This window comes from Pseudonocardia alni (assembly GCF_002813375.1).
Lineage (GTDB): Bacteria > Actinomycetota > Actinomycetes > Mycobacteriales > Pseudonocardiaceae > Pseudonocardia > Pseudonocardia alni.
The window spans coordinates 1,470,987-1,488,251 of the sequence record NZ_PHUJ01000003.1 but is presented as its reverse complement, the minus strand read 5'-3'; the positions used below and the strand labels follow the sequence as shown (position 1 = coordinate 1,488,251).

The following is a 17,265-nucleotide window of genomic DNA, read 5'->3' as shown; positions in this document are numbered from 1 at the left end:
CCCGGGCTCAGGCCCGCCAGCTGCCCAGCGGGTCGGCCCGGGTGAGGCCCGGGTCGGCGGCGTCGAACGTGCGGGTGCGTCCGGGGCCGGTGAGCGCGGTCTCGAACCGCACGGTGACCCGCCCGTGCCCGGCGCCCTGGACCCAGCCGTGGCCGTGCTCGGGGTGGGCGACGTCGTCGCCGGCGCGCCAGGGCCGGTCCGGGTCGGGTTCGCGGTCGGGCCGGTCCGGGCGGAGCGGCCCGACCGCGTCGCCGGGCTCCTCGGTCGCGCCGGTCCCGCCGGCTGCGTCGTTCTCCGGGAATGCGTCGAGCACGGTCACCCCCGCCGCGGCGGCCGGGCCGGCGGTCGCGGGCGGTGAGTCGGGGGCCTGGGCCGTCGTCCACCCGCTCTCCGAGGGCACCGCGTCGAACAGCGCCAGTGGCGGCTCGTCGCCGAAGCCGGACACCGACACCCCCAGCAGCCGCACCCCGCCCTCGCCGACGGCGCCCTCGGCCAGCCGTCGGGCCACCGCGACCAGGGTCGCCAGGTCCCGGGTCCCGAAGGGGGTCGTCTCGGACCGGGTGTGGGTGGCGAAGTCCCCGGTCCGCGCCTTCACCGTGACGGTGCGGGCGGTCCGGCCGTCGGCGACCAGGCGCCGGTGCACGGCGACGCAGATCGACTCCACCGCGGTGTGCACCGCGCTCATCGCGGTCAGGTCGGTGTCGAAGGTCGTCTCCGCGCTGATCTGCTTGGCCGCGCCGCGCGGGGCGACCGGACGGTCGTCGACACCGCGGGCCAGGCGGTGCAGCTCGGACCCGACGGCACCGCCCAGCACCCCGGCGACCTCGCGGGCGTCCATCGCGGCGAGCTGTCCGATCGTCTCGATCCCGATCTTCCGCAGCGCCTCGCCGGAGACCGGTCCGATGCCCCAGAGCGACCGCACCGGGAGCGGGTCGAGCACGGCGGCCTGCTCGGCGTGGGCGATCACCCGCAGCCCGTCCGGCTTGGCCAGCTCGGAGGCGATCTTCGCGACCTGCTTGCCCGACCCGGCCCCCACCGAGGCGGGCAGCCCGGTGCGCTCGCGCACCGCGCCGCGCAGCCGGGTGCCCCACTCCCGCACCCGGTCCGGGGAGGCCCCCACGAGGTCGGGCGGCTCCACGAACGCCTCGTCGACCGACACCGGCTCGAGCACCGGGGAGAACTCGCCGAGGACGGCCATGACCTCCTCGGACAGCGCCTTGTACAGCGAGAACCGGGGCGGCAGGACGGTCGCGTGCGGGCAGCGCCGCCGCGCCTGCCCCATCGGCATCGCCGAGCGGGCCCCGAACACCCGCGCCTGGTAGCTCGCCCCCGCGACGACGCCGCGCGGTCCCGCGCCGCCGACCAGGACCGGCCGGTCGGCCAGGGTGGGCCGGGTCAGCTGCTCGACCGAGGCGAAGAACGCGTCCATGTCGAGATGCAGCACCCAGCGGTCGGCCGCCGCGGTCACCTCACCATCACCCGTGCATCGTGCCCCGGCGCACCGACAGGACCGCGTCGCCGTCGGCGACGGTGACGACCGGGGCCACCGGTCCCGCCCCGGCGACGGCGCCCGGGTGGTCGTCGAGGCCGGTGGCGACGTCGGCGACCCACCAGTTCCCGCCGGTGCCGGTCCAGCCCAGCACCCGGGCCGGGGCGTGCGGCGGGGACAGCGTGATCGCGTCCATCGGGCTCGACAGGCCCTCGCCGGTGGCCTTGAGCAGCGCCTCCTTGCGGGTCCAGGTGACCAGGAACCCGGTGCCGTCGGGCGTGCCCGCGGCGAGCTCGGCGGGGGAGAGGGCGTGCCGGACGAGGCCGTCGAGGCCGGACAGCGGGCGGTGCGCCTCGACGTCGACGCCGACCGGGCCGGTCCCGACCGCGACGCCGACCAGCGCGCCGGAGTGGGTCAGCGAGAAGCCGGGGTCGTCGCCGCGCCCGGCCAGGCGCGGCTTGCCGTGCGGCTCCCCGCAGCGACAGGTCCGGTCCAGGACGAGCGCGGCGGGGTCGGTGTCGAGCCGCTCGGCGAGCACGATCCGGGCCAGGGCGTGCGCGGCGAGGTAGCGGGCGCGGTCCTCGTGCCTGCGCAGTGCGAGGAGCCGCTCACGTTCATGGGCGTCCAGCAGTGCGACGAGGTCGGCGCGGTCGCCGGGATCGGCCGGGGCGGCCCACCAGACGGTGACGGTCACGGCGTCCAGCCTTCCACGTCGCCCCCGCGCCGGGCCGCACCGCCGGGAGTGATCACGGATCGGGCACGCGGAGGGTCGCCCGCCGACGTCCCCGGTGCCCGATCCGTGATCGTGCCCGTGCCCTCAGCCGCTGCGGCGGGCGGCGAAGTCCGTGCGGACGTGGGCCGGGCGGGCCTGCGGGGCCGGCCCTGCCGTGCGCGGTGCCGGCGGGCCGTCCGGCGCGCCGGACCGGCCGCGCCTCGCCGCGCGACGCTCGGCGCGGTTGGCGGGGGTGGGCGCCCCGGCGGGATCGGTGTCGGCGGTGGGGACAGGGGTGTGGCGGGTCGTGGGCATACGACCTCCTCGGAGCATCGGATCGGACTCGGACCGGGTGCGGAGGGCCGGTGACACACGCGGGGACGCCGGAAGGGCCGCACGAGGGCGGCGACGGTTCCGGGCCCGGTGGACGTCACGGGCCGGCGGCGGAGGGCGCGGAGGTCGACTCCGCGGGCCGCTCAGAGGAACCGGATCAGCATGGCGGCGACGCTACGACGACCGCCCGGCCGGGGCCACCGGTTTTCCCCGGGACCGCCGACCTATCGTCGCGGGCATGGAGACGGCGGACGTGCTGGTGGTCGGCGGCGGCATCGCCGGGGTGTCGGTCGCGTGGGAGCTGGCCGCGCACGCCCGCGTCGTGCTGACCGAGGCCGAGCAGGACCTGCCGGTCCACTCCACCGCCCGCTCGGCCGCCACCTACATCCCCGGTCACGGCTCCGGCCCGTTCCGCGCGCTGATCGACGCCTCCGGGCCGCGGTTCGCTGCGCTGCCCGAGCAGCTCGGCACGCCGCCCCTGCTGTCCCCGCGCGCGGTCCTGCACCTCGCGGACGACGAGCAGGCCGCCGACCGCCTCGCCACGACGCTGCGCGAGCAGCACGGCGAGCCCGGCGCCCCGGTCGCCCTGGACCCCGCGCAGGCGTGGCGCCGCGCGCCGGTGCTGCGCCGCGCCCCGCGTGCGGCCGCGTGGACCGCCGGTGCCTGCGACGTCGACACCGCGGCCCTGCACGACGGCTACCGGCGCGGGCTGCGCGCCCGCGGTGGCACCGTGCTGCGCGGCGCCCGGGTGGCCGCGCTGGACCGGGACGGCTCCGGCTGGAGCGCGACGACGACCGGCGGGCACCGGGTGCGGGCGGGAGTGGTCGTCGACGCGGCCGGGGCCTGGGCCGACGCGGTGGCGGCGCTGGCCGGCGTACCCGGCGCCGGGCTGACCCCGTACCGGCGCACGATCGCCGCCTGCCCGGTCGGCGACCCGTCGGTGCTCACCGTCGACGGTGCCGTCCTGCCGATGATCGCCGACGCCGCCGAGCGCTGGTACCTGAAGGCCGAGGCGGACGTCGTGCTGGTCTCCCCGGCCGACGAGACCCCGGCCGAGCCGGGCGACGCGCGGCCCGACGAGCTCGACGTCGCCCTCGCCCTGGACCGGGTGGGCTCGGCGACCACGCTCGGGCTGCGGTCGGTCCGGACCGCGTGGGCGGGGCTGCGGACCTTCGCCCCCGACCGCGCCCCGGTGCTGGGCGCGCGCCCGGAGCACCCGGGGTTCTTCTTCGTCGCGGGGCAGGGCGGGTCGGGCATCGAGTCCGCCCCGGCACTGGCGGCGCTGGCCGCGTCGGTCGTCCTGGGCCACCCGTCCCCGGCCGACGTCGAGCTCGACCCCGCTGTGTGCTCGGTCACACGACTGACGTAAGCGGTCGCTTACCCATGGCTGGCACCATGGTCCCCATGGCGCTGACCACCACCGGCACCGAGACGCACGACCTGTTCTCGGGCGACTTCTGGACCGACCCGCACCCCGCCTACGCGGCCCTGCGCACCGAGGAGCCGGTGCGCGAGCTCGCGCTGCCGGACGGGAAGGCGTGGCTGCTCAGCCGCTACGCCGACGTCCGTGCGGCGTTCGTCGACCCGCGGCTGAGCAAGGACTGGCGCTGGACGCTCCCCGCCGACCAGCGCGAGGGCCAGCCGGCCGCGCCGATCCCGATGATGATCCTGATGGACCCGCCGGACCACACCCGGCTGCGCAAGCTCGTCGGCCGCTCGTTCACCGTGCGGCGGATGAACGACCTGCAGCCCCGGGTCGAGGAGATCACCCAGGAGCTGCTCGACGCGCTGCCCGCCGAGGGCCCCGTCGACCTCATGCGCCAGTACGCGTTCCTCGTCCCGGTGCTGGTCATCTGCGAGCTGCTGGGGGTGCCCGCCGAGGACCGCGACATGTTCTCGGCGTGGTCGTCGGTGATGGTCGACGACTCCCCGCAGGAGGAGAAGTTCGCCGCGATGGGCAGCCTGAACGGCTACCTCGCCGAGCTGATCGAGCGCAAGCGCACCGAGCCCGACGACGCCCTGCTGTCCGGCCTGCTCGCCGTCAGCGACGCCGACGGCGACCGCCTGTCGGCCGAGGAGCTCGTCGCCATGGCGACGCTGCTGCTCATCGCCGGGCACGAGACCACGGTCAACCTGATCGGCAACGGCGTGCTCGCCCTGCTGACCCACCCCGAGCAGCGCGCCCGGCTGCACGCCGACCCGTCGCTGATCACCTCGGCGGTGGAGGAGTTCCTGCGCTTCGAGTCCCCGGTCTCCAACGCCCCGATGCGGTTCGCCAGCGAGGACGTCGAGTACTCCGGGGTGACCATCCCGGCCGGGTCGACCGTCATGCTGGGCCTCGCCGCGGCGAACCGGGACCCGGAGTGGCTGGAGGACCCGGAGCGGCTCGACATCACCCGGGACTCGTCGTCGGGGGTGTTCTTCGGCCACGGCATCCACTTCTGCCTGGGCGCGCAGCTCGCCCGCACCGAGGGGCGGGTGGCCATCGGCAAGCTCATCGCCCAGCGGCCGGACCTGGCGCTGGCCGTCGATCCGTCCGAGCTCGTGTACCGCGAGTCGACGCTGGTCCGGGGCCTGTCCCGGCTGCCGGTCACGCCGGGCGAGCCCGCCTGAGGGCGCCGCCGCCGGGCGCGACCGAGGGGGGTGCGCCCGGCGGGCGGTGCCGGACCGGCGGGGGCAGCCGTCGGTGCGGCGGGGCGGTGTCAGCGCAGCGGGGCGCCGGTCTTCTCCCGCACCTCGTCGGCGCTGACGCCGGGCGCGGTCTCGACCAGCTCGAGCCCGTCCGGCGTCACGTCGATCACGGCCAGGTCGGTGACGATCTTCGTGACGCAGCCCAGGCCGGTGATCGGCAGCGAGCACCGCTCGACGATCTTGGGGGACCCGTCCTTGGAGACGTGGTCCATCATCACGATCACCGAGCGCGCGCCGTGGACGAGATCCATCGCCCCGCCCATCCCCTTGATCATCTTGCCGGGGATCGCCCAGTTCGCGAGGTCGCCGTTCGCGGCGACCTCCATCCCGCCCAGGACGGCGACGTCGAGCTTCCCGGCCCGGATCTGGCCGAAGCTCTCCGCGGAGCCGAAGAAGGCGGCGCCGTCGGCGACGGTGACGGTCTCCTTGCCGGCGTTGATGAGGTCGGCGTCGACCTCGTCGTCGGTGGGGTAGGGGCCGACGCCGAGGATCCCGTTCTCCGAGTGCAGGACCACCGTCCGGCCCTCGGGGATGTGTCCGGGCACCAGGGTCGGCATGCCGATGCCGAGGTTGACGTACGCGCCGTCGGGCAGCTCGGCCGCGACCCGGGCGGCCATCTCGTCACGGTTGAGGGTCATGGTCAACGCACCGTCCTGAACTCGACCGGCTTCTCGACGCCGGGGACGTGCAGCACGCGGTGCACGTGGATACCGGGGGTGTGCACCGCGTCGGGGTCGATCTCCCCGGGGTCGACCAGGTGTTCGACCTGGGCGATCGTGGTCCGCCCGGCCGCGGCGCAGTCCGGGTTGAAGTTGCGCGCCGCGCGCCGGAACACCAGGTTGCCGTGCCGGTCGCCCTTCCAGGCGTGGACGAGCGCGAAGTCCGGGGTGAGGGCGCGCTCGAGGACGTAGGTCACGCCGTCGAACTCGCGGGTCTCCTTCGCCGGGGACTCGACGGCGACCGAGCCGTCGGACGCGTAGCGCCAGGGCAGCCCGCCCTCGGCGACCAGCGTCCCGACCCCGGCCGGGGTGTAGAACGCCGGGATGCCCGCGCCGCCGGCCCGCAGCCGCTCGGCGAGCGTGCCCTGCGGGGTCAGCTCCAGCTCCAGCTCACCGGCCAGGTACTGGCGGGCGAACTCCTTGTTGTTGCCGACGTAGGAGCCGATCGTGCGCCGGATGCGCCCGGCGGCGAGCAGGGTGCCGAGGCCGAAGCCGTCGACACCCAGGTTGTTCGAGATCGTCTCCAGGTCCGTCGCGCCCTGCTCCAGCAGTGCCGCGATCAGCACCGTCGGAACCCCGGACATGCCGAACCCGCCGACCGCGAGCGACGCCCCGTCGCCGATGTCGGCGACCGCGTCCGCGGCGGATGCCACCACCTTGTCCATCACGCACCTCCGTCGCCGAGGACGGTACGCGGCGTACGACAGACGCACAAGTGTTCGCTGTACGAACACCACCCGACAGGGCGGGACCCGTCGTCCATGCGCCGAGGTGCAGCTCAGGGCTGCCGGAGGGGCCGACCGACCGCCCCGGACCGCATCCCGGTGACGTCCCCGGGGCAGGGGGGCCGTCCCGCGGTGTCGAGATGCAGCTCAGCGGGGCCCGAGGGTGCCCCGCACCCCGCTGAGCTGCATCTCGGCGACCGCCGCCGTCGCGGCGCACCGTCGGCCGGGCGGGCGCGGCGTGGGTCACGCCGGGGCGGGGGCGGTGTGCGGGTCGCCGACGGCGACCTCCCCGCCCGCGGCGACCTCGGCGTAGACCCCGGCGCACGCCCAGACCCCGCCGACCTGGGGGATCTCGATGCGGTTGTTCTTCGCGATCGTCCGCAGGGTGTCCGGGTCGTCGGGCAGGTCGCCCTGGGGGAGCGTGGTCATGACGCAGCGCATGGTGGCGAAGGAGAACGTGATCCGGGCGTCGTCGCCCAGGGCGCTGGTGCTGCCGGGCCAGTCGTTCTCGACGAAGCCCGTCCCCTCGTCGCGCAGCACGATGTTGGGGCGGTAGCGGAGCGGGTCGAAGGTCGCGTCCGGGTTCAGCTCCCGGAGCCGGTCCAGGGTCGACTCGGTGAGCACGTGCAGCGACGACAGGTCGAAGAACGTGCCCGGCGCCCCGAACGCGGAGATGTCGAACCGGCTGATGATCTCGCCGGAGTCCTCGTGCCGGGTCGTCGTGTCCTCGATGAGCGTGCGCGGCGCGAGCTGCTGCGGGGTGAGGCCCTCGATGTCGGGCCACAGTTCCTCGAAGTAGCTGCCCTCCGGCGGCACCGAGATCAGCGACACGTCCCGGCCGAGCGCGGCGGACAGCGCGGCGTCCAGTCCCTCGTCGTCGCTGCGCAGGACCGAGCCGTCCGGAAAGGTGATCTCGACCGGAGGCAGCGGCTCCCCGGCCACCGGCTCGGCGACGAACCGGGCCGCGAAGCTGAGCAGGCCGAGCCAGCGCTTGGGCACCTTGGCGCTGGCGATGATCCCGGTCCCGTTGTCGAGCACCGCGTAGGCGCGGTCGCCCAGCAGCCCCCGTTCGGTGATGGTGGCCCGGGTCAGGGACTCCCCGAGCATCGACTTGACCGGATAGCGGTAGAGCGCGGCGACCGTCATGTCCGGTGTATAGCGGCCCGTCCGCATCTCCGGCACGGGCCGGACGGAGGGGTCCGCGGGGCGCGTCTCAGCTGAGGCCGTGACGGTCCCGAGCCGCCGCGGATGCGCTCCGGCCCGGGACCGGTTCACCCGGACGGTGCAGTGTGGGGACGGCCGGGGCCGGGCTCAGTCGAGCAGGGCGACCCGCAGCGCGTCCGCCGAGGCGTACACGGTCTCCGCGCCGGCGGCCTCCAGTTCACCGGGCTCGGCGTAGCCCCAGCCCGCTCCGACACAACGGAGGCCGTGCTCGGCGGCGCCCTCGACGTCGTGCAGCCGGTCGCCGACCATCAGCGGCTCGTCCGCACCCGAGGGCGACCCGAGCCGGCGCAGCGCCTCGGCGACGACGGCGCCCTTGGTCGGCCGGTCCGCGGCACGGGTGTCGCCGACGATCTCGGTGAACAGGTCGGTCCAGCCGTGGTGGGCGAGGATCTTCCGAGCGGACGGCTCCGCCTTGCTGGTGGCCAGTGCCATGGTCACGCCGGCCGCGGACAGTGCGCGCAGCAGCTCCTCCACACCCGGGTAGGGCGCGCAGTCCAGGCAGCCGTCCTCGTCCCCGTAGATCCGCCGGTACACCGGCAGCACGGCGGCGGTGCCCTCGTCGCCGAGGATCGGGGGCAGGCTGCGGTAGAGCGGCGGGCCGAGCAGGTGCGTGCCGAGCGCGGACTCGGGGACGTCCAGGCCCACCTCGTCGATCGCGCGGCGCATCGAGCCGAGGATGCCGGGGGCGGAGTCGACGAGGGTGCCGTCGAGGTCGAGCAGGATGTGGGTCAGCACGTCGGGTCATTCTGCCTCCCGGGGGACCCGGCCGTCCCTTCTCCCCGACGGTCGCAGGTCGTACACTTGTACGCATGGCGAACACACTGCTCGGGCCGCTGTCCGGCACCGACCGGGTCGACGGCCTGCTCGACGACGGCGCGTGGATCGCCGCCCTGCTGGAGGTCGAGCTGGCGCTGTCGGCGGTCGCCGCCGAGCAGGGCGCGGTCACCGAGCACGACGCCGACGCGGTGGAACGCGCCGTCGCCGCCGTCGCGGGCGTCGACCCGCACGCGCTGGCCGCCGAGTCGGTCGAGGGCGGCAACCCGGTGATCCCGCTGGTCAAGCGGCTCAAGGCGGCCGCGGCACGGATCCAGCCCGGCGCCGAGCGCGCGGTGCACCCGGGCGCCACCAGCCAGGACGTCATGGACACCGCGCTGATGCTGCTCACCCGACGGGCCGGGCACCGCGTCGTCGCCGACCTCACCGCCTGCGCCGACGCCGCGGCCGCGCTCGCCGCCACCCACCGCGACACCCCGTGCGCCGCCCGCACCCTCGGCCAGCAGGCGCTGCCCACCACCTTCGGTCTCGTCGCCGGCACCTGGTGCACCGGGCTGGACCGGGCCCGCGCCGGCCTCGACCGGGTGCTCACCGCGCTGCCGGTCTCCTACGGCGGCGCCGCGGGCACCCTCGCGGCCGTCCACCCGCACGGCCCGGCCGTCGCCGACGCGCTGGCCGCGCGGCTCGGCCTCGCCCCGCAGGGCGTGCCGTGGCACACCGAACGCAGCCGCATCGGCGAGCTCGCCGGGGCGCTCGGCGTCGCCGCCGGGGCCTGCGCCAAGCCCGCGGGCGACGTCGTGCTGCTGTCCGCCACCGAGCTCGGCGAGGTGTCGGAGTCCGCGCCGGGGGACTCGTCGTCGATGCCGCACAAGCGCAACCCGGCCGCGGCCGTCACCGCCCGTGGCGCCGCGAAGCGCGCCCCCGGCCTGGTCGCGACGCTGCTGGCCGGCGCCGAGCAGGAGTTCCAGCGTGCCGCCGGTGCCTGGCACGCGGAGTGGGAGACGCTCGTCGCGCTGCTGCGGGTCACCGCCGGCGCCGCGGCCCGGCTGCGGGTGAGCCTGGACGGACTGCAGGTGCACCCCGAGGCGATGGCCCGCAACCTCGACCTCGCCGCGGGCGCCCAGGGCCACGGCACCGGGCACGCCGCCGACCTGGTCGACGCCGTCCTCGCCGGGCGGCCGGCGTGAGCACCCCGGAGGACGTGGGCGCCCCGCGCACCGAGCAGGTCCGCTCGCTGGCCCGCGGGCTGGCCGTCATCCGGTCCTTCGACGCGCAGCGCCCGCAGCAGACCCTCGCCGACGTCGCCCGTGCCACCGGGCTCACCCGCGCCGCGGCGCGCCGGTTCCTGCTCACCCTGGCCGAGGAGGGCTACGTCCGCACCGACGGCAGGCTGTTCACCCTCACCCCGCGGGTGCTGGAGCTCGGCTGGTCCTACCTGTCCGCGATGGGCCTGCCCGAGATCGCGGCCCCGCACCTGGAGCGCCTGGTCGCCACGGTGCGCGAGTCCGCGTCGGTGTCGGTCCTCGACGGCGACCCGCACACCGGCTACGACGTCGTCTACGTCGCCCGGGTCCCCACCTCGCGGATCATGACCGTCACCATCACCATCGGGACCCGCTTCCCGGCCTGGGCGACGTCGATGGGTCGCGTCCTGCTCGCCGCGCTCCCGCCCGCCACCCTCGACTCCTACCTCGGCGCGCTGGAACCCGCGGCGCTGACCGCGCACACCGTCTCGACCCCGGAACAGCTGCGCACCGAGCTGGACCGGGTCCGCACCGACGGGCACTGCGTCGTCGACCAGGAGCTGGAGGCCGGGCTGCGCTCGGTCGCGGTGCCCGTCCACGACCGCGCCGGGAGGGTCGTCGCGGCCGCGAACGTCTCCACCCACGCCTCCCGCAACGACGCCGACGGCCTGCGCGCCGACATCCTGCCCGAGCTGCGCTCCTGCGCCGCCGCGATCGAGGCGGACCTGCGCGCCGCCGGGTGACCGGGAACAGACCGCGCCCGCGGTGGGTTGGCCCTCCCAGGAGCTGACCACGAGCGACGGAGGCACGGTGAGCGGACGTCTGCACCTGGCGGTCGAACTCGGAGCGGCGGGGCGCCACCCCGGCGCGTGGCGGCTCGGCGGCGCCGACCCGGCCCGGCTGTTCACCGCCCCGTACCACCTGGACCTGGTCCGCACCGCGGCGCGCGGCGGCCTCGACCTCGTCGCGCTGTCCGACTCGCTGCAGCCGCCCGGTGCCGACCCGGCCGCACTGCCCGGCACCCTCGACGCCGTCGCCGTCGCCGCGCGGGTCGCGCCCGCCGTCCCCGGTATCGGGGTCGTGCCGACGGTGACGGTCACCCACACCGAGCCGTTCCACCTGTCCAAGGCCGTCGCCACCCTGGACTTCGTGTCCACCGGGCGGGCCGGCTGGCAGCCCGACGTGTCGCGCACGCAGGCCGAGGCCGACCTGTTCGGCCGTGCGCGCGCCGACCGCGACGCGGCCTCGCTCTGGCGGGAGGCCGGTGAGGCGATCGAGGTCGCCGCCCGGCTGTGGGACTCCTGGGAGGACGACGCCGAGATCCGCGACGCCGCCACCGGCCGCTTCGTCGACCGCGACCGGCTCCACCACATCGACTTCACCGGCGAGTTCTTCTCCGTGACCGGACCGTCGATCACCCCGCGCCCGCCGCAGGGGCAGCCCCTGACCGTGCTGCGCGGCGACGAGACCGAGGCGCTGGCGACCGTCGGCCGCTACGCCGACGTCGTCCGGGTGGCGGCCGACACGGTCGCCGGTGCCGCCGAGGCCCGGGACCGGGTGCGTGCCGCCGTCGCCGACGCCGGGCGCGACCCCGAACAGGTCACCGTGCTGCTCGACGTCGAGACCCTGCTGGGCGACGACGCCGCCGCGCGGCTGCGCGAGCTCGACGCACTCGCCCCCGCCGACGCCGACACCGTCCCGGCGACGCTGCGCCACGTCGGCGACCCGGCCGCACTCGCCGGCCTGCTGCGCGACGCCGCCGAGGAGCGCGCCGCCGACGGGTTCGTCCTGGTCCCGCTGGCGCTGCCGTCCGGGGTGGACGAGATCGTCGACGGCCTGCTGCCCGCGCTCGGCGACGCCTGGACGCCCGCTCCCTACGACGGCACCCTGCGCGACCGATTCGGGCTCGCCCGCCCCGCGGACCGGTACACCCGGACGGCGGGCTGACCGGCACACTCGCCGGGTGCGCGTCCTCACCGCCGACGACCGGCTGCGGGCCCTGCTCGCCCGCCAGCTCCTCACCGGGCGAGCCGCCCTGCCGGTGCCGCGCGCCCTGGAGCGCATCGGTGGGCTGCAGACCCAGCACGCCCCGTCGGGCTACCTCGGGCTCTGGTCGCGGCTCATCGGCTTCGAGCGGTCCACGCTGACCGCGATGCTGCACGACGGACGCGTCGTACAGGCCTGGGCGATGCGCTCGACCATCCACATGCTCAGCCGCCGCGACCACCGGGTGTTCACCGCCGCCGTCCGCGCCGAGCAGCGCGCGGAGTGGCTGCGGCTGCTCCGCGACGTCACCGACGCCGACATGACCGCCGCCGCACGCGTCGTCGGCGGGCTGCTGGCCGACGGGCCGCGCCGGCACGCCGAGATCACCGCCGCACTCGCCGACGCGGGCCTGCCCGCGGGCGTCTTCCCCGGCGTGCAGCACTGGGTCGGGCTCGTGCGGATCCCGCCCGCCGGCACCTGGGTGACCCCGCGCGCCCACGTCTACGGTCTCGCCGCGCCCGGCCCGGAGCCCGGCCCCGCCGCGGCACGGGCCGCGCTGGCCCGCCGCTACCTGCGGGCCTTCGGGCCCGCGTCCGCGCCGGACGTCGCGCGGTTCGCCGGCTGGCCGGTCCGCGTCGCCCGCGCAGCCCTGGCGGGGGAGGACCTGCGCCCGTTCGCCGCCCAGGACGGCACCGCGCTGCTCGACGTGCCGCGCGCCCCGCTGCCCGGGCCCGGCTCCCCGCTGCCGGTGCGTTTCCTCGGCCCCTACGACGCGGTGCTGCTGCTCGGGCACGCCGCGGCCACCGGGATCGTGCCCGCCGAGCACCGCCACCACGTGTTCGCCACGACCCGGCCCCGCTCGGCGCCGGTGTTCCTGCTGCACGGCCGGGTCGCCGGCACCTGGGAGCACCGGGACGGCCGCGTCGCCACCACCCCGTTCACCCCGCTCGACGCCGCCGACCGGCGCGCCGTCGACGACGAGGCCGAGCTGCTCACCGCCTGGTACCGGGACCCGGGGCCGGGAGCGCCCCCGGCGTGACGCACGATGGGATCATGACCGGCACGACGCAGCCGAAGCCGACCAGGCCCGGACCGGGCACCCGGGAGCGGCTGCGGCGCGCGCCGGTCGAGTCCGGCCTCGGGATGGCCCCCGACCCGTCGTCGACGCCGGAGCGCGTGGTGGTGCGCGCCCCGCTGCACGACGGTGTCCGCACCGCCGACGGCCGGGTCCTCCCGGTGCTCCCGGCGCTGCTGGCCGACGCGGGTCTCGGTTATCTCGTCTTCTCCACGGCGCGGCTCACCGCGGGCGCGCCCACCGTCGACCTGCGCCTGGACGTGGCCGGGGTCCCCGCACCGGACGCGCGGTGGCTGCGCGCCGAGCTGTCGCTGCTGCACCTCGACGACGAGGTCGGCGTCGGCCGGGCCGAGATGCGTGACGACACCGGGGTCGCCGTCGCGCACGTCGTCGCCACGTTCGCGCTGACCGGTGCTCCCGCGGGCCCCGGCGGGCTCGCGACCGCGCCCGCGACGGGGACCACCGCCGCCGGCACCGATGCCCGGGCCGCGCTGCCGCCGTTCGACGCCACCCGCCTGCGGACCGAGCACCTCGAGCGCGACGCCGACGGCGACGTCGTGTTCACACCCGGCCCGTCGACGACGAACCTCAACGGCACCACCCACGGTGCGGTCCTGTCCGGGCTCGCCGCCGCGGCCCAGTCCGCGTACCCCGGCGCCGCGGACGCCCGGCCGCTGTCGACGACCGTGGAGTTCCTGCGCCCGGTGCAGATCACCGACCGGTTGCGGGCCCGCACCGTCGCGATCCGCGACGGTCGCCGCTTCCGCACCCTGGGCACGGAGCTGGTGCTGCCCGACGGGCGGACCGCGGTGCGCGCCGTCGGCACCGCGCTGCGCCGATGATCGCCCGGACGGGTCGTCGCTGTTAGCGTCGTCACCGTCCCCGGCTCGGAGGTGCGCACGTGTCGACCCCGCAGGTCCCCGCCCCACGACCCCACCGGATCGCCGTCATCGGGTCCGGACCGTCCGGCCTGTACACGGCCGAGGCGCTGCTGGCGGGTGACCCGTCGGTGCACGTCGACGTGATCGACCGGCTGCCCGCGCCCTACGGTCTGGTCCGGTACGGCGTCGCCCCCGACCACGTGAAGATGAAGTCGGTCATCCGCGCGCTGGTGCGGACCTTCGACGACAGCGACCGCGTCCGGTTCCTCGGCAACGTCCACGTCGGCCCCGGCGGTATCCCGGGGGAGGCGCTGCGGGAGCACTACCACGCCGTCGTGCACGCCACCGGCAGCGCGGTCGACCGCGACCTCGGCGTCCCGGGGGAGGACCTCGCGGGCTCGGTCGGGTCCGGTGCGTTCGTGTCCTGGTACTGCGGGCACCCCGACGCGGTCGGTCCCGGCCCGCTGCTCGACCGCCCCGGCGTGGTCGTGGTCGGCGCGGGGAACGTCGCCGTCGACGTCGCGCGGGTCCTGGCCCGCCCCGCCGACGACCTCGCCGCCACCGACGCGCACGACGCGGTGCTCGACGCGCTGCGGGCGAGCGCGGTCACCGACGTGCACGTACTGGTCCGGCGCGACCCGCTGCACGTGAAGTTCACCCCCGCCGAGCTGCGCGGTCTCGGCGGCCTCGACGACGTCGACGTCGTGGTGCACGACGACGGCCTGCTCGCCGCAGACGTCGCCGAGCCGGAGGAGCGCCGGATGCGCCAGAACATCGAGATGCTCACCGCATGGGCCCGCCGGTCCTCCACCGGCGCGCCCCGGCGGATCCACCTGCGGTTCCTGCGGTCCCCGGTCCGGCTCGTCGACGACGGGACCGGCCGGGTCGGCGCCGTCGAGATCGAACGCAACGCCCTCGGCGACGACGGCCGGGTGCGCGGCACGGGGGAGCGGGAGACCCTGGAGGCGGGCCTGGTCGTGCGGGCCATCGGCTACGCGGGCGAGCCCATCGAGGGGCTGCCGTTCGACGCGGCCACCGGCACCGTCCCGCACGAGGCCGGACGGGTGCTGCTCGGCGGGGAGCCGGTGCGCGGCAGCTACGTGGCCGGGTGGATCAAGCGGGGCCCGACCGGGGTGATCGGCACCAACAAGGGCGACGGCGCGCAGACCGCGGAGTCGGTGCTGGCCGACCTGCCTGCCCTGTCAACGCCGCCGCGGCCGGGCGGCGTCGCCGTCGTCGAGCGGATGCGCTCCTACGGCGTCGACCCCGTGCTGTGGGAGGACTGGCTGCGTCTCGACGCCGCCGAGCTCGCCCTGGGGGAGCGGCGCGGCGGCACCGACCGGGTCAAGATCGCCGACCGGGCGGAGATGCTCGACGCCGCCCGCAGCCGCAGCTCACGGTCGTAGCGGCCGGCTCCCGCGCGGCCGCCGTACGGCTCAGTACGGGTCGACCGCCATGACGCAGGACATGGCGCCCATGCCGCGGGAGAAGTCGTCGGCCTCGTCGGGGGTCATCGACATGGTGCAGGTGACCGAGCTGTAGGCGACGCCCTCACGGACGTCGACGCAGAACTCGCGCAGCGTGCGACCACAGCTCTGCAGCGCCGAGGCGATCTGCATGACCCCGGCCATCCCGTCGCCGGTGACGACGGTGTGCCGGCGGGGCATCCGGGACGCGATGTCCGCGGCGCCACCGGAACCGGTGGGGAAAGAGAAGGTGGTGGTGGGACGGTCGGCGGTGATGCTCATGATCGTGTGGCTCCATGCGTTGCGCGAGAGAGAAGCGGGAACGCGAGCCAGGTCTCGTAAAACCTCACCGCGGTGTGCGGGAGGGAAGCGCCGGGATTGCGGCGCGGGCGCGTCGGCGGCCTGGATCAGCCGACGCGCAGTGCTACTACCGCGAGAAGTCGTGCGGGCAGCGCTGCGGCCGGAGCAAGGGTGTGCTCGACGGTGCGCATGACGATCACAGTAGCAACCGGATGCGGCCTGCGCCACAGGGGATGCCCCCACTAGCCTCATCGGTGTCCGCCACGCCCTGACCCGAGGGGGAGCCCCACCGTGATCACCGCGATCGTCCTGGTGCACACCGCCGCCGACCGGATCCCCGAGACCGCGCAGGCCATCGCGGACCTCGACGGCGTGTCGGAGGTCTACTCGTGCGCCGGTGACGTGGACCTGATCGCGATCGTCAAGGTGCGCGAGCACGAGCAGCTCGCCGACGTGATCGCCAGCCGGCTCAGCCGGATCGACGGCGTCGTCGGGACCGACACCCACATCGCGTTCCGGTCCTACTCCAAGGCCGACACCGACGCCGCGTTCGCCATCGGGCTCGACTGAGCCGGCCCCCGCGGGTCAGGCCGACGCGAGCTCGGTCGAGAGCGCGGCCCAGCGGACCAGCAGGCCCGCGGCCGCACCGGAGTCCACCGCCTCGGCGACGGCGTCGAGCGCCGCCCCGACCGACGCGGTGAGGTCCGCACCGACCCCGCGGTGCGCGGCGAGCGCCCCGGCGGCGTTGAGCAGCACGGCGTCGCGCACCGGCCCGGTCTTGCCGGCCACCAGGTCGCGGACGACGGCGGCGTTGACCTGCCGGGTGCCGCCGCGCAGGTCCTCGGCGGTGGCCACGCCGACCCCGAGGTCGGCCGGGTCGAGCCGTTCCTCGCGCACGGTGCCGCCGTCGCTGATCCAGACGGTGCTGCGCCCGGTGGTGGTCAGCTCGTCGAGCCCGTCGTCGCCGCGCACCACCAGTACCGACTTGCCGCGCCGGGCGAAGACCTCGGCCATCGTCGCGGCGTGCCGGGGGTCGGCGCAGCCGATCAGGCCGGTCTCCGGCTGGGCCGGGTTGGACAGCGGCCCGAGCAGGTTCATCGCGGTCGGGACGCCGAGCTCGCGACGGACCGCGCCGGCGTAGCGCATGGCGGGGTGGAAGGACTGCGCGAAGCAGAACGCGATCCCCAGCTCCGCGGCGCACCGCTCGACCGCGGACGGGGTCAGCTCGATCGCGACGCCCAGCTCCTCCAGCACGTCGGCCGTCCCGCACTGCGACGACGCCGCGCGCCCGCCGTGCTTGACCACCGGCGCACCCGCCGCCGCGACGACGATCGCCGCCATCGTGGAGATGTTCACCGTGTGCGCCTGGTCCCCGCCGGTGCCGACGACGTCGACCGAGCGCCCGGGCACGTGCACCCGCAGCGCGTGGGCCAGCATCGCGTCGGCCATGCCGGAGATCTCCGCGGGCGTCTCACCCTTCGCGCGCAGCGCCACGAGGAATCCGGCGAGCTGCGCCGGGGTCGCCTCGCCGGCGAAGACCTGACCCATCGCCCAGGTCGCCTCGTCGGCGGTCACGTCCTCGCCGCGCATCAGGCGGCCGATCACGGAGGGCCAGGTGGGTGCGCTCACGACGTGAGGTGTCCTCT

Annotated in this window: 18 protein-coding genes; 9 read left to right on the top strand and 9 right to left on the bottom strand. The window is 76.1% G+C overall.

The genetic code is table 11. The annotated features are described in order from the left end of the window. Positions 1–7: 7 nt before the first annotated feature. The 3 genes from ATL51_RS07750 to ATL51_RS07740 form a co-directional block, all read right to left on the bottom strand. On the bottom strand, positions 8–1,468 hold the full coding sequence (locus ATL51_RS07750; RefSeq protein ID WP_100878159.1) for a DNA polymerase IV: 1,461 nt from the start codon (positions 1,466–1,468) through the stop codon (positions 8–10). A 7-nt stretch (positions 1,469–1,475) separates the two neighbouring features. Beyond that, on the bottom strand, positions 1,476–2,183 hold the full coding sequence (locus ATL51_RS07745; protein ID WP_301548935.1) for a 4'-phosphopantetheinyl transferase family protein: 708 nt from the start codon (positions 2,181–2,183) through the stop codon (positions 1,476–1,478). 123 nt (positions 2,184–2,306) lie between these two features. Next, on the bottom strand, positions 2,307–2,516 hold the full coding sequence (locus ATL51_RS07740; protein ID WP_073574292.1) for a hypothetical protein: 210 nt from the start codon (positions 2,514–2,516) through the stop codon (positions 2,307–2,309). Positions 2,517–2,772: 256 nt separating this feature from the next. On the opposite strand from ATL51_RS07740, the gene ATL51_RS07735 reads away from it, so the two are divergent. Further along, complete coding sequence (locus ATL51_RS07735; protein ID WP_100878157.1) at positions 2,773–3,903, top strand: NAD(P)/FAD-dependent oxidoreductase; 1,131 nt, start codon at positions 2,773–2,775, stop codon at positions 3,901–3,903. A gap of 35 nt (positions 3,904–3,938) precedes the next feature. Then, the gene (locus ATL51_RS07730) at positions 3,939–5,147 is read left to right on the top strand and encodes a cytochrome P450 family protein (RefSeq protein ID WP_100878156.1); all 1,209 of its coding nucleotides are present in this window, start codon (positions 3,939–3,941) and stop codon (positions 5,145–5,147) included. Positions 5,148–5,236: 89 nt separating this feature from the next. On the opposite strand, the gene ATL51_RS07725 is transcribed toward ATL51_RS07730, so the two are convergent. The 4 genes from ATL51_RS07725 to ATL51_RS07710 form a co-directional block, all read right to left on the bottom strand. Beyond that, on the bottom strand, positions 5,237–5,863 hold the full coding sequence (locus ATL51_RS07725; protein WP_100878155.1) for a 3-oxoacid CoA-transferase subunit B: 627 nt from the start codon (positions 5,861–5,863) through the stop codon (positions 5,237–5,239). A 2-nt stretch (positions 5,864–5,865) separates the two neighbouring features. Next, on the bottom strand, positions 5,866–6,609 hold the full coding sequence (locus tag ATL51_RS07720) for a CoA transferase subunit A (protein WP_073574289.1): 744 nt from the start codon (positions 6,607–6,609) through the stop codon (positions 5,866–5,868). Between the two features lie 303 nt (positions 6,610–6,912). Further along, positions 6,913–7,815, bottom strand: coding sequence for an MOSC domain-containing protein (locus ATL51_RS07715; protein ID WP_100878154.1), 903 nt, complete (start codon positions 7,813–7,815; stop codon positions 6,913–6,915). 165 nt (positions 7,816–7,980) lie between these two features. Then, positions 7,981–8,628, bottom strand: coding sequence for an HAD hydrolase-like protein (locus ATL51_RS07710; protein WP_100878153.1), 648 nt, complete (start codon positions 8,626–8,628; stop codon positions 7,981–7,983). A 74-nt stretch (positions 8,629–8,702) separates the two neighbouring features. Between ATL51_RS07710 and ATL51_RS07705 the strand changes: the two genes are divergently transcribed. From ATL51_RS07705 to ATL51_RS07680, 6 genes are all read left to right on the top strand, one after another. Next, complete coding sequence (locus ATL51_RS07705) at positions 8,703–9,854, top strand: lyase family protein (RefSeq protein WP_100878152.1); 1,152 nt, start codon at positions 8,703–8,705, stop codon at positions 9,852–9,854. Next, a complete protein-coding gene (locus ATL51_RS07700; protein ID WP_073574285.1) occupies positions 9,851–10,654 on the top strand; it encodes an IclR family transcriptional regulator domain-containing protein in 804 nt (267 codons plus the stop codon). The genes ATL51_RS07705 and ATL51_RS07700 overlap by 4 nt, the downstream gene beginning before the upstream one ends. Before the next feature lie 67 nt (positions 10,655–10,721). After that, positions 10,722–11,858 carry an LLM class flavin-dependent oxidoreductase gene (locus ATL51_RS07695; RefSeq protein ID WP_301548934.1) on the top strand — a complete coding sequence of 379 codons (1,137 nt, stop codon included), beginning with the start codon at positions 10,722–10,724 and terminating at the stop codon, positions 11,856–11,858. Positions 11,859–11,874: 16 nt separating this feature from the next. Continuing rightward, positions 11,875–12,936: a winged helix DNA-binding domain-containing protein gene (locus ATL51_RS07690; protein ID WP_100878151.1), complete on the top strand. Its 1,062-nt coding sequence runs from the start codon at positions 11,875–11,877 to the stop codon at positions 12,934–12,936. A 14-nt stretch (positions 12,937–12,950) separates the two neighbouring features. After that, positions 12,951–13,814, top strand: a complete 864-nt coding sequence (locus tag ATL51_RS07685) for a PaaI family thioesterase (protein WP_100878150.1) — start codon at positions 12,951–12,953, stop codon at positions 13,812–13,814. 59 nt (positions 13,815–13,873) lie between these two features. Beyond that, positions 13,874–15,259 (top strand): FAD-dependent oxidoreductase, encoded by a 1,386-nt coding sequence (locus ATL51_RS07680; protein WP_100878149.1) that lies wholly within the window; start codon positions 13,874–13,876, stop codon positions 15,257–15,259. A gap of 30 nt (positions 15,260–15,289) precedes the next feature. On the opposite strand, the gene ATL51_RS07675 is transcribed toward ATL51_RS07680, so the two are convergent. Beyond that, positions 15,290–15,601, bottom strand: coding sequence for a hypothetical protein (locus ATL51_RS07675; RefSeq protein ID WP_062396096.1), 312 nt, complete (start codon positions 15,599–15,601; stop codon positions 15,290–15,292). Positions 15,602–15,910: 309 nt separating this feature from the next. On the opposite strand from ATL51_RS07675, the gene ATL51_RS07670 reads away from it, so the two are divergent. Further along, positions 15,911–16,189: an Lrp/AsnC family transcriptional regulator gene (locus ATL51_RS07670; protein WP_060711495.1), complete on the top strand. Its 279-nt coding sequence runs from the start codon at positions 15,911–15,913 to the stop codon at positions 16,187–16,189. Positions 16,190–16,204: 15 nt separating this feature from the next. Here ATL51_RS07670 and trpD read toward each other — a convergent pair whose 3' ends face one another. After that, positions 16,205–17,248 (bottom strand): anthranilate phosphoribosyltransferase, encoded by a 1,044-nt coding sequence (trpD, locus tag ATL51_RS07665; protein WP_100878148.1) that lies wholly within the window; start codon positions 17,246–17,248, stop codon positions 16,205–16,207. Positions 17,249–17,265: the final 17 nt, after the last annotated feature.

Bases quoted from the DNA above. Each gene is read 5' to 3' on its own strand.
- ATL51_RS07735 (WP_100878157.1), top strand. From the start codon at position 2,773: ATGGAGACGGCGGACGTGCTGGTGGTCGGCGGCGGCATCGCCGGGGTG.
- ATL51_RS07675 (WP_062396096.1), bottom strand. From the start codon at position 15,601: ATGAGCATCACCGCCGACCGTCCCACCACCACCTTCTCTTTCCCCACC.
- ATL51_RS07740 (WP_073574292.1), bottom strand. From the start codon at position 2,516: ATGCCCACGACCCGCCACACCCCTGTCCCCACCGCCGACACCGATCCC.
- ATL51_RS07715 (WP_100878154.1), bottom strand. From the start codon at position 7,815: ATGACGGTCGCCGCGCTCTACCGCTATCCGGTCAAGTCGATGCTCGGG.
- ATL51_RS07685 (WP_100878150.1), top strand. From the start codon at position 12,951: ATGACCGGCACGACGCAGCCGAAGCCGACCAGGCCCGGACCGGGCACC.
- ATL51_RS07725 (WP_100878155.1), bottom strand. From the start codon at position 5,863: ATGACCCTCAACCGTGACGAGATGGCCGCCCGGGTCGCGGCCGAGCTG.
- ATL51_RS07720 (WP_073574289.1), bottom strand. From the start codon at position 6,609: ATGGACAAGGTGGTGGCATCCGCCGCGGACGCGGTCGCCGACATCGGC.
- ATL51_RS07730 (WP_100878156.1), top strand. From the start codon at position 3,939: ATGGCGCTGACCACCACCGGCACCGAGACGCACGACCTGTTCTCGGGC.
- ATL51_RS07705 (WP_100878152.1), top strand. From the start codon at position 8,703: ATGGCGAACACACTGCTCGGGCCGCTGTCCGGCACCGACCGGGTCGAC.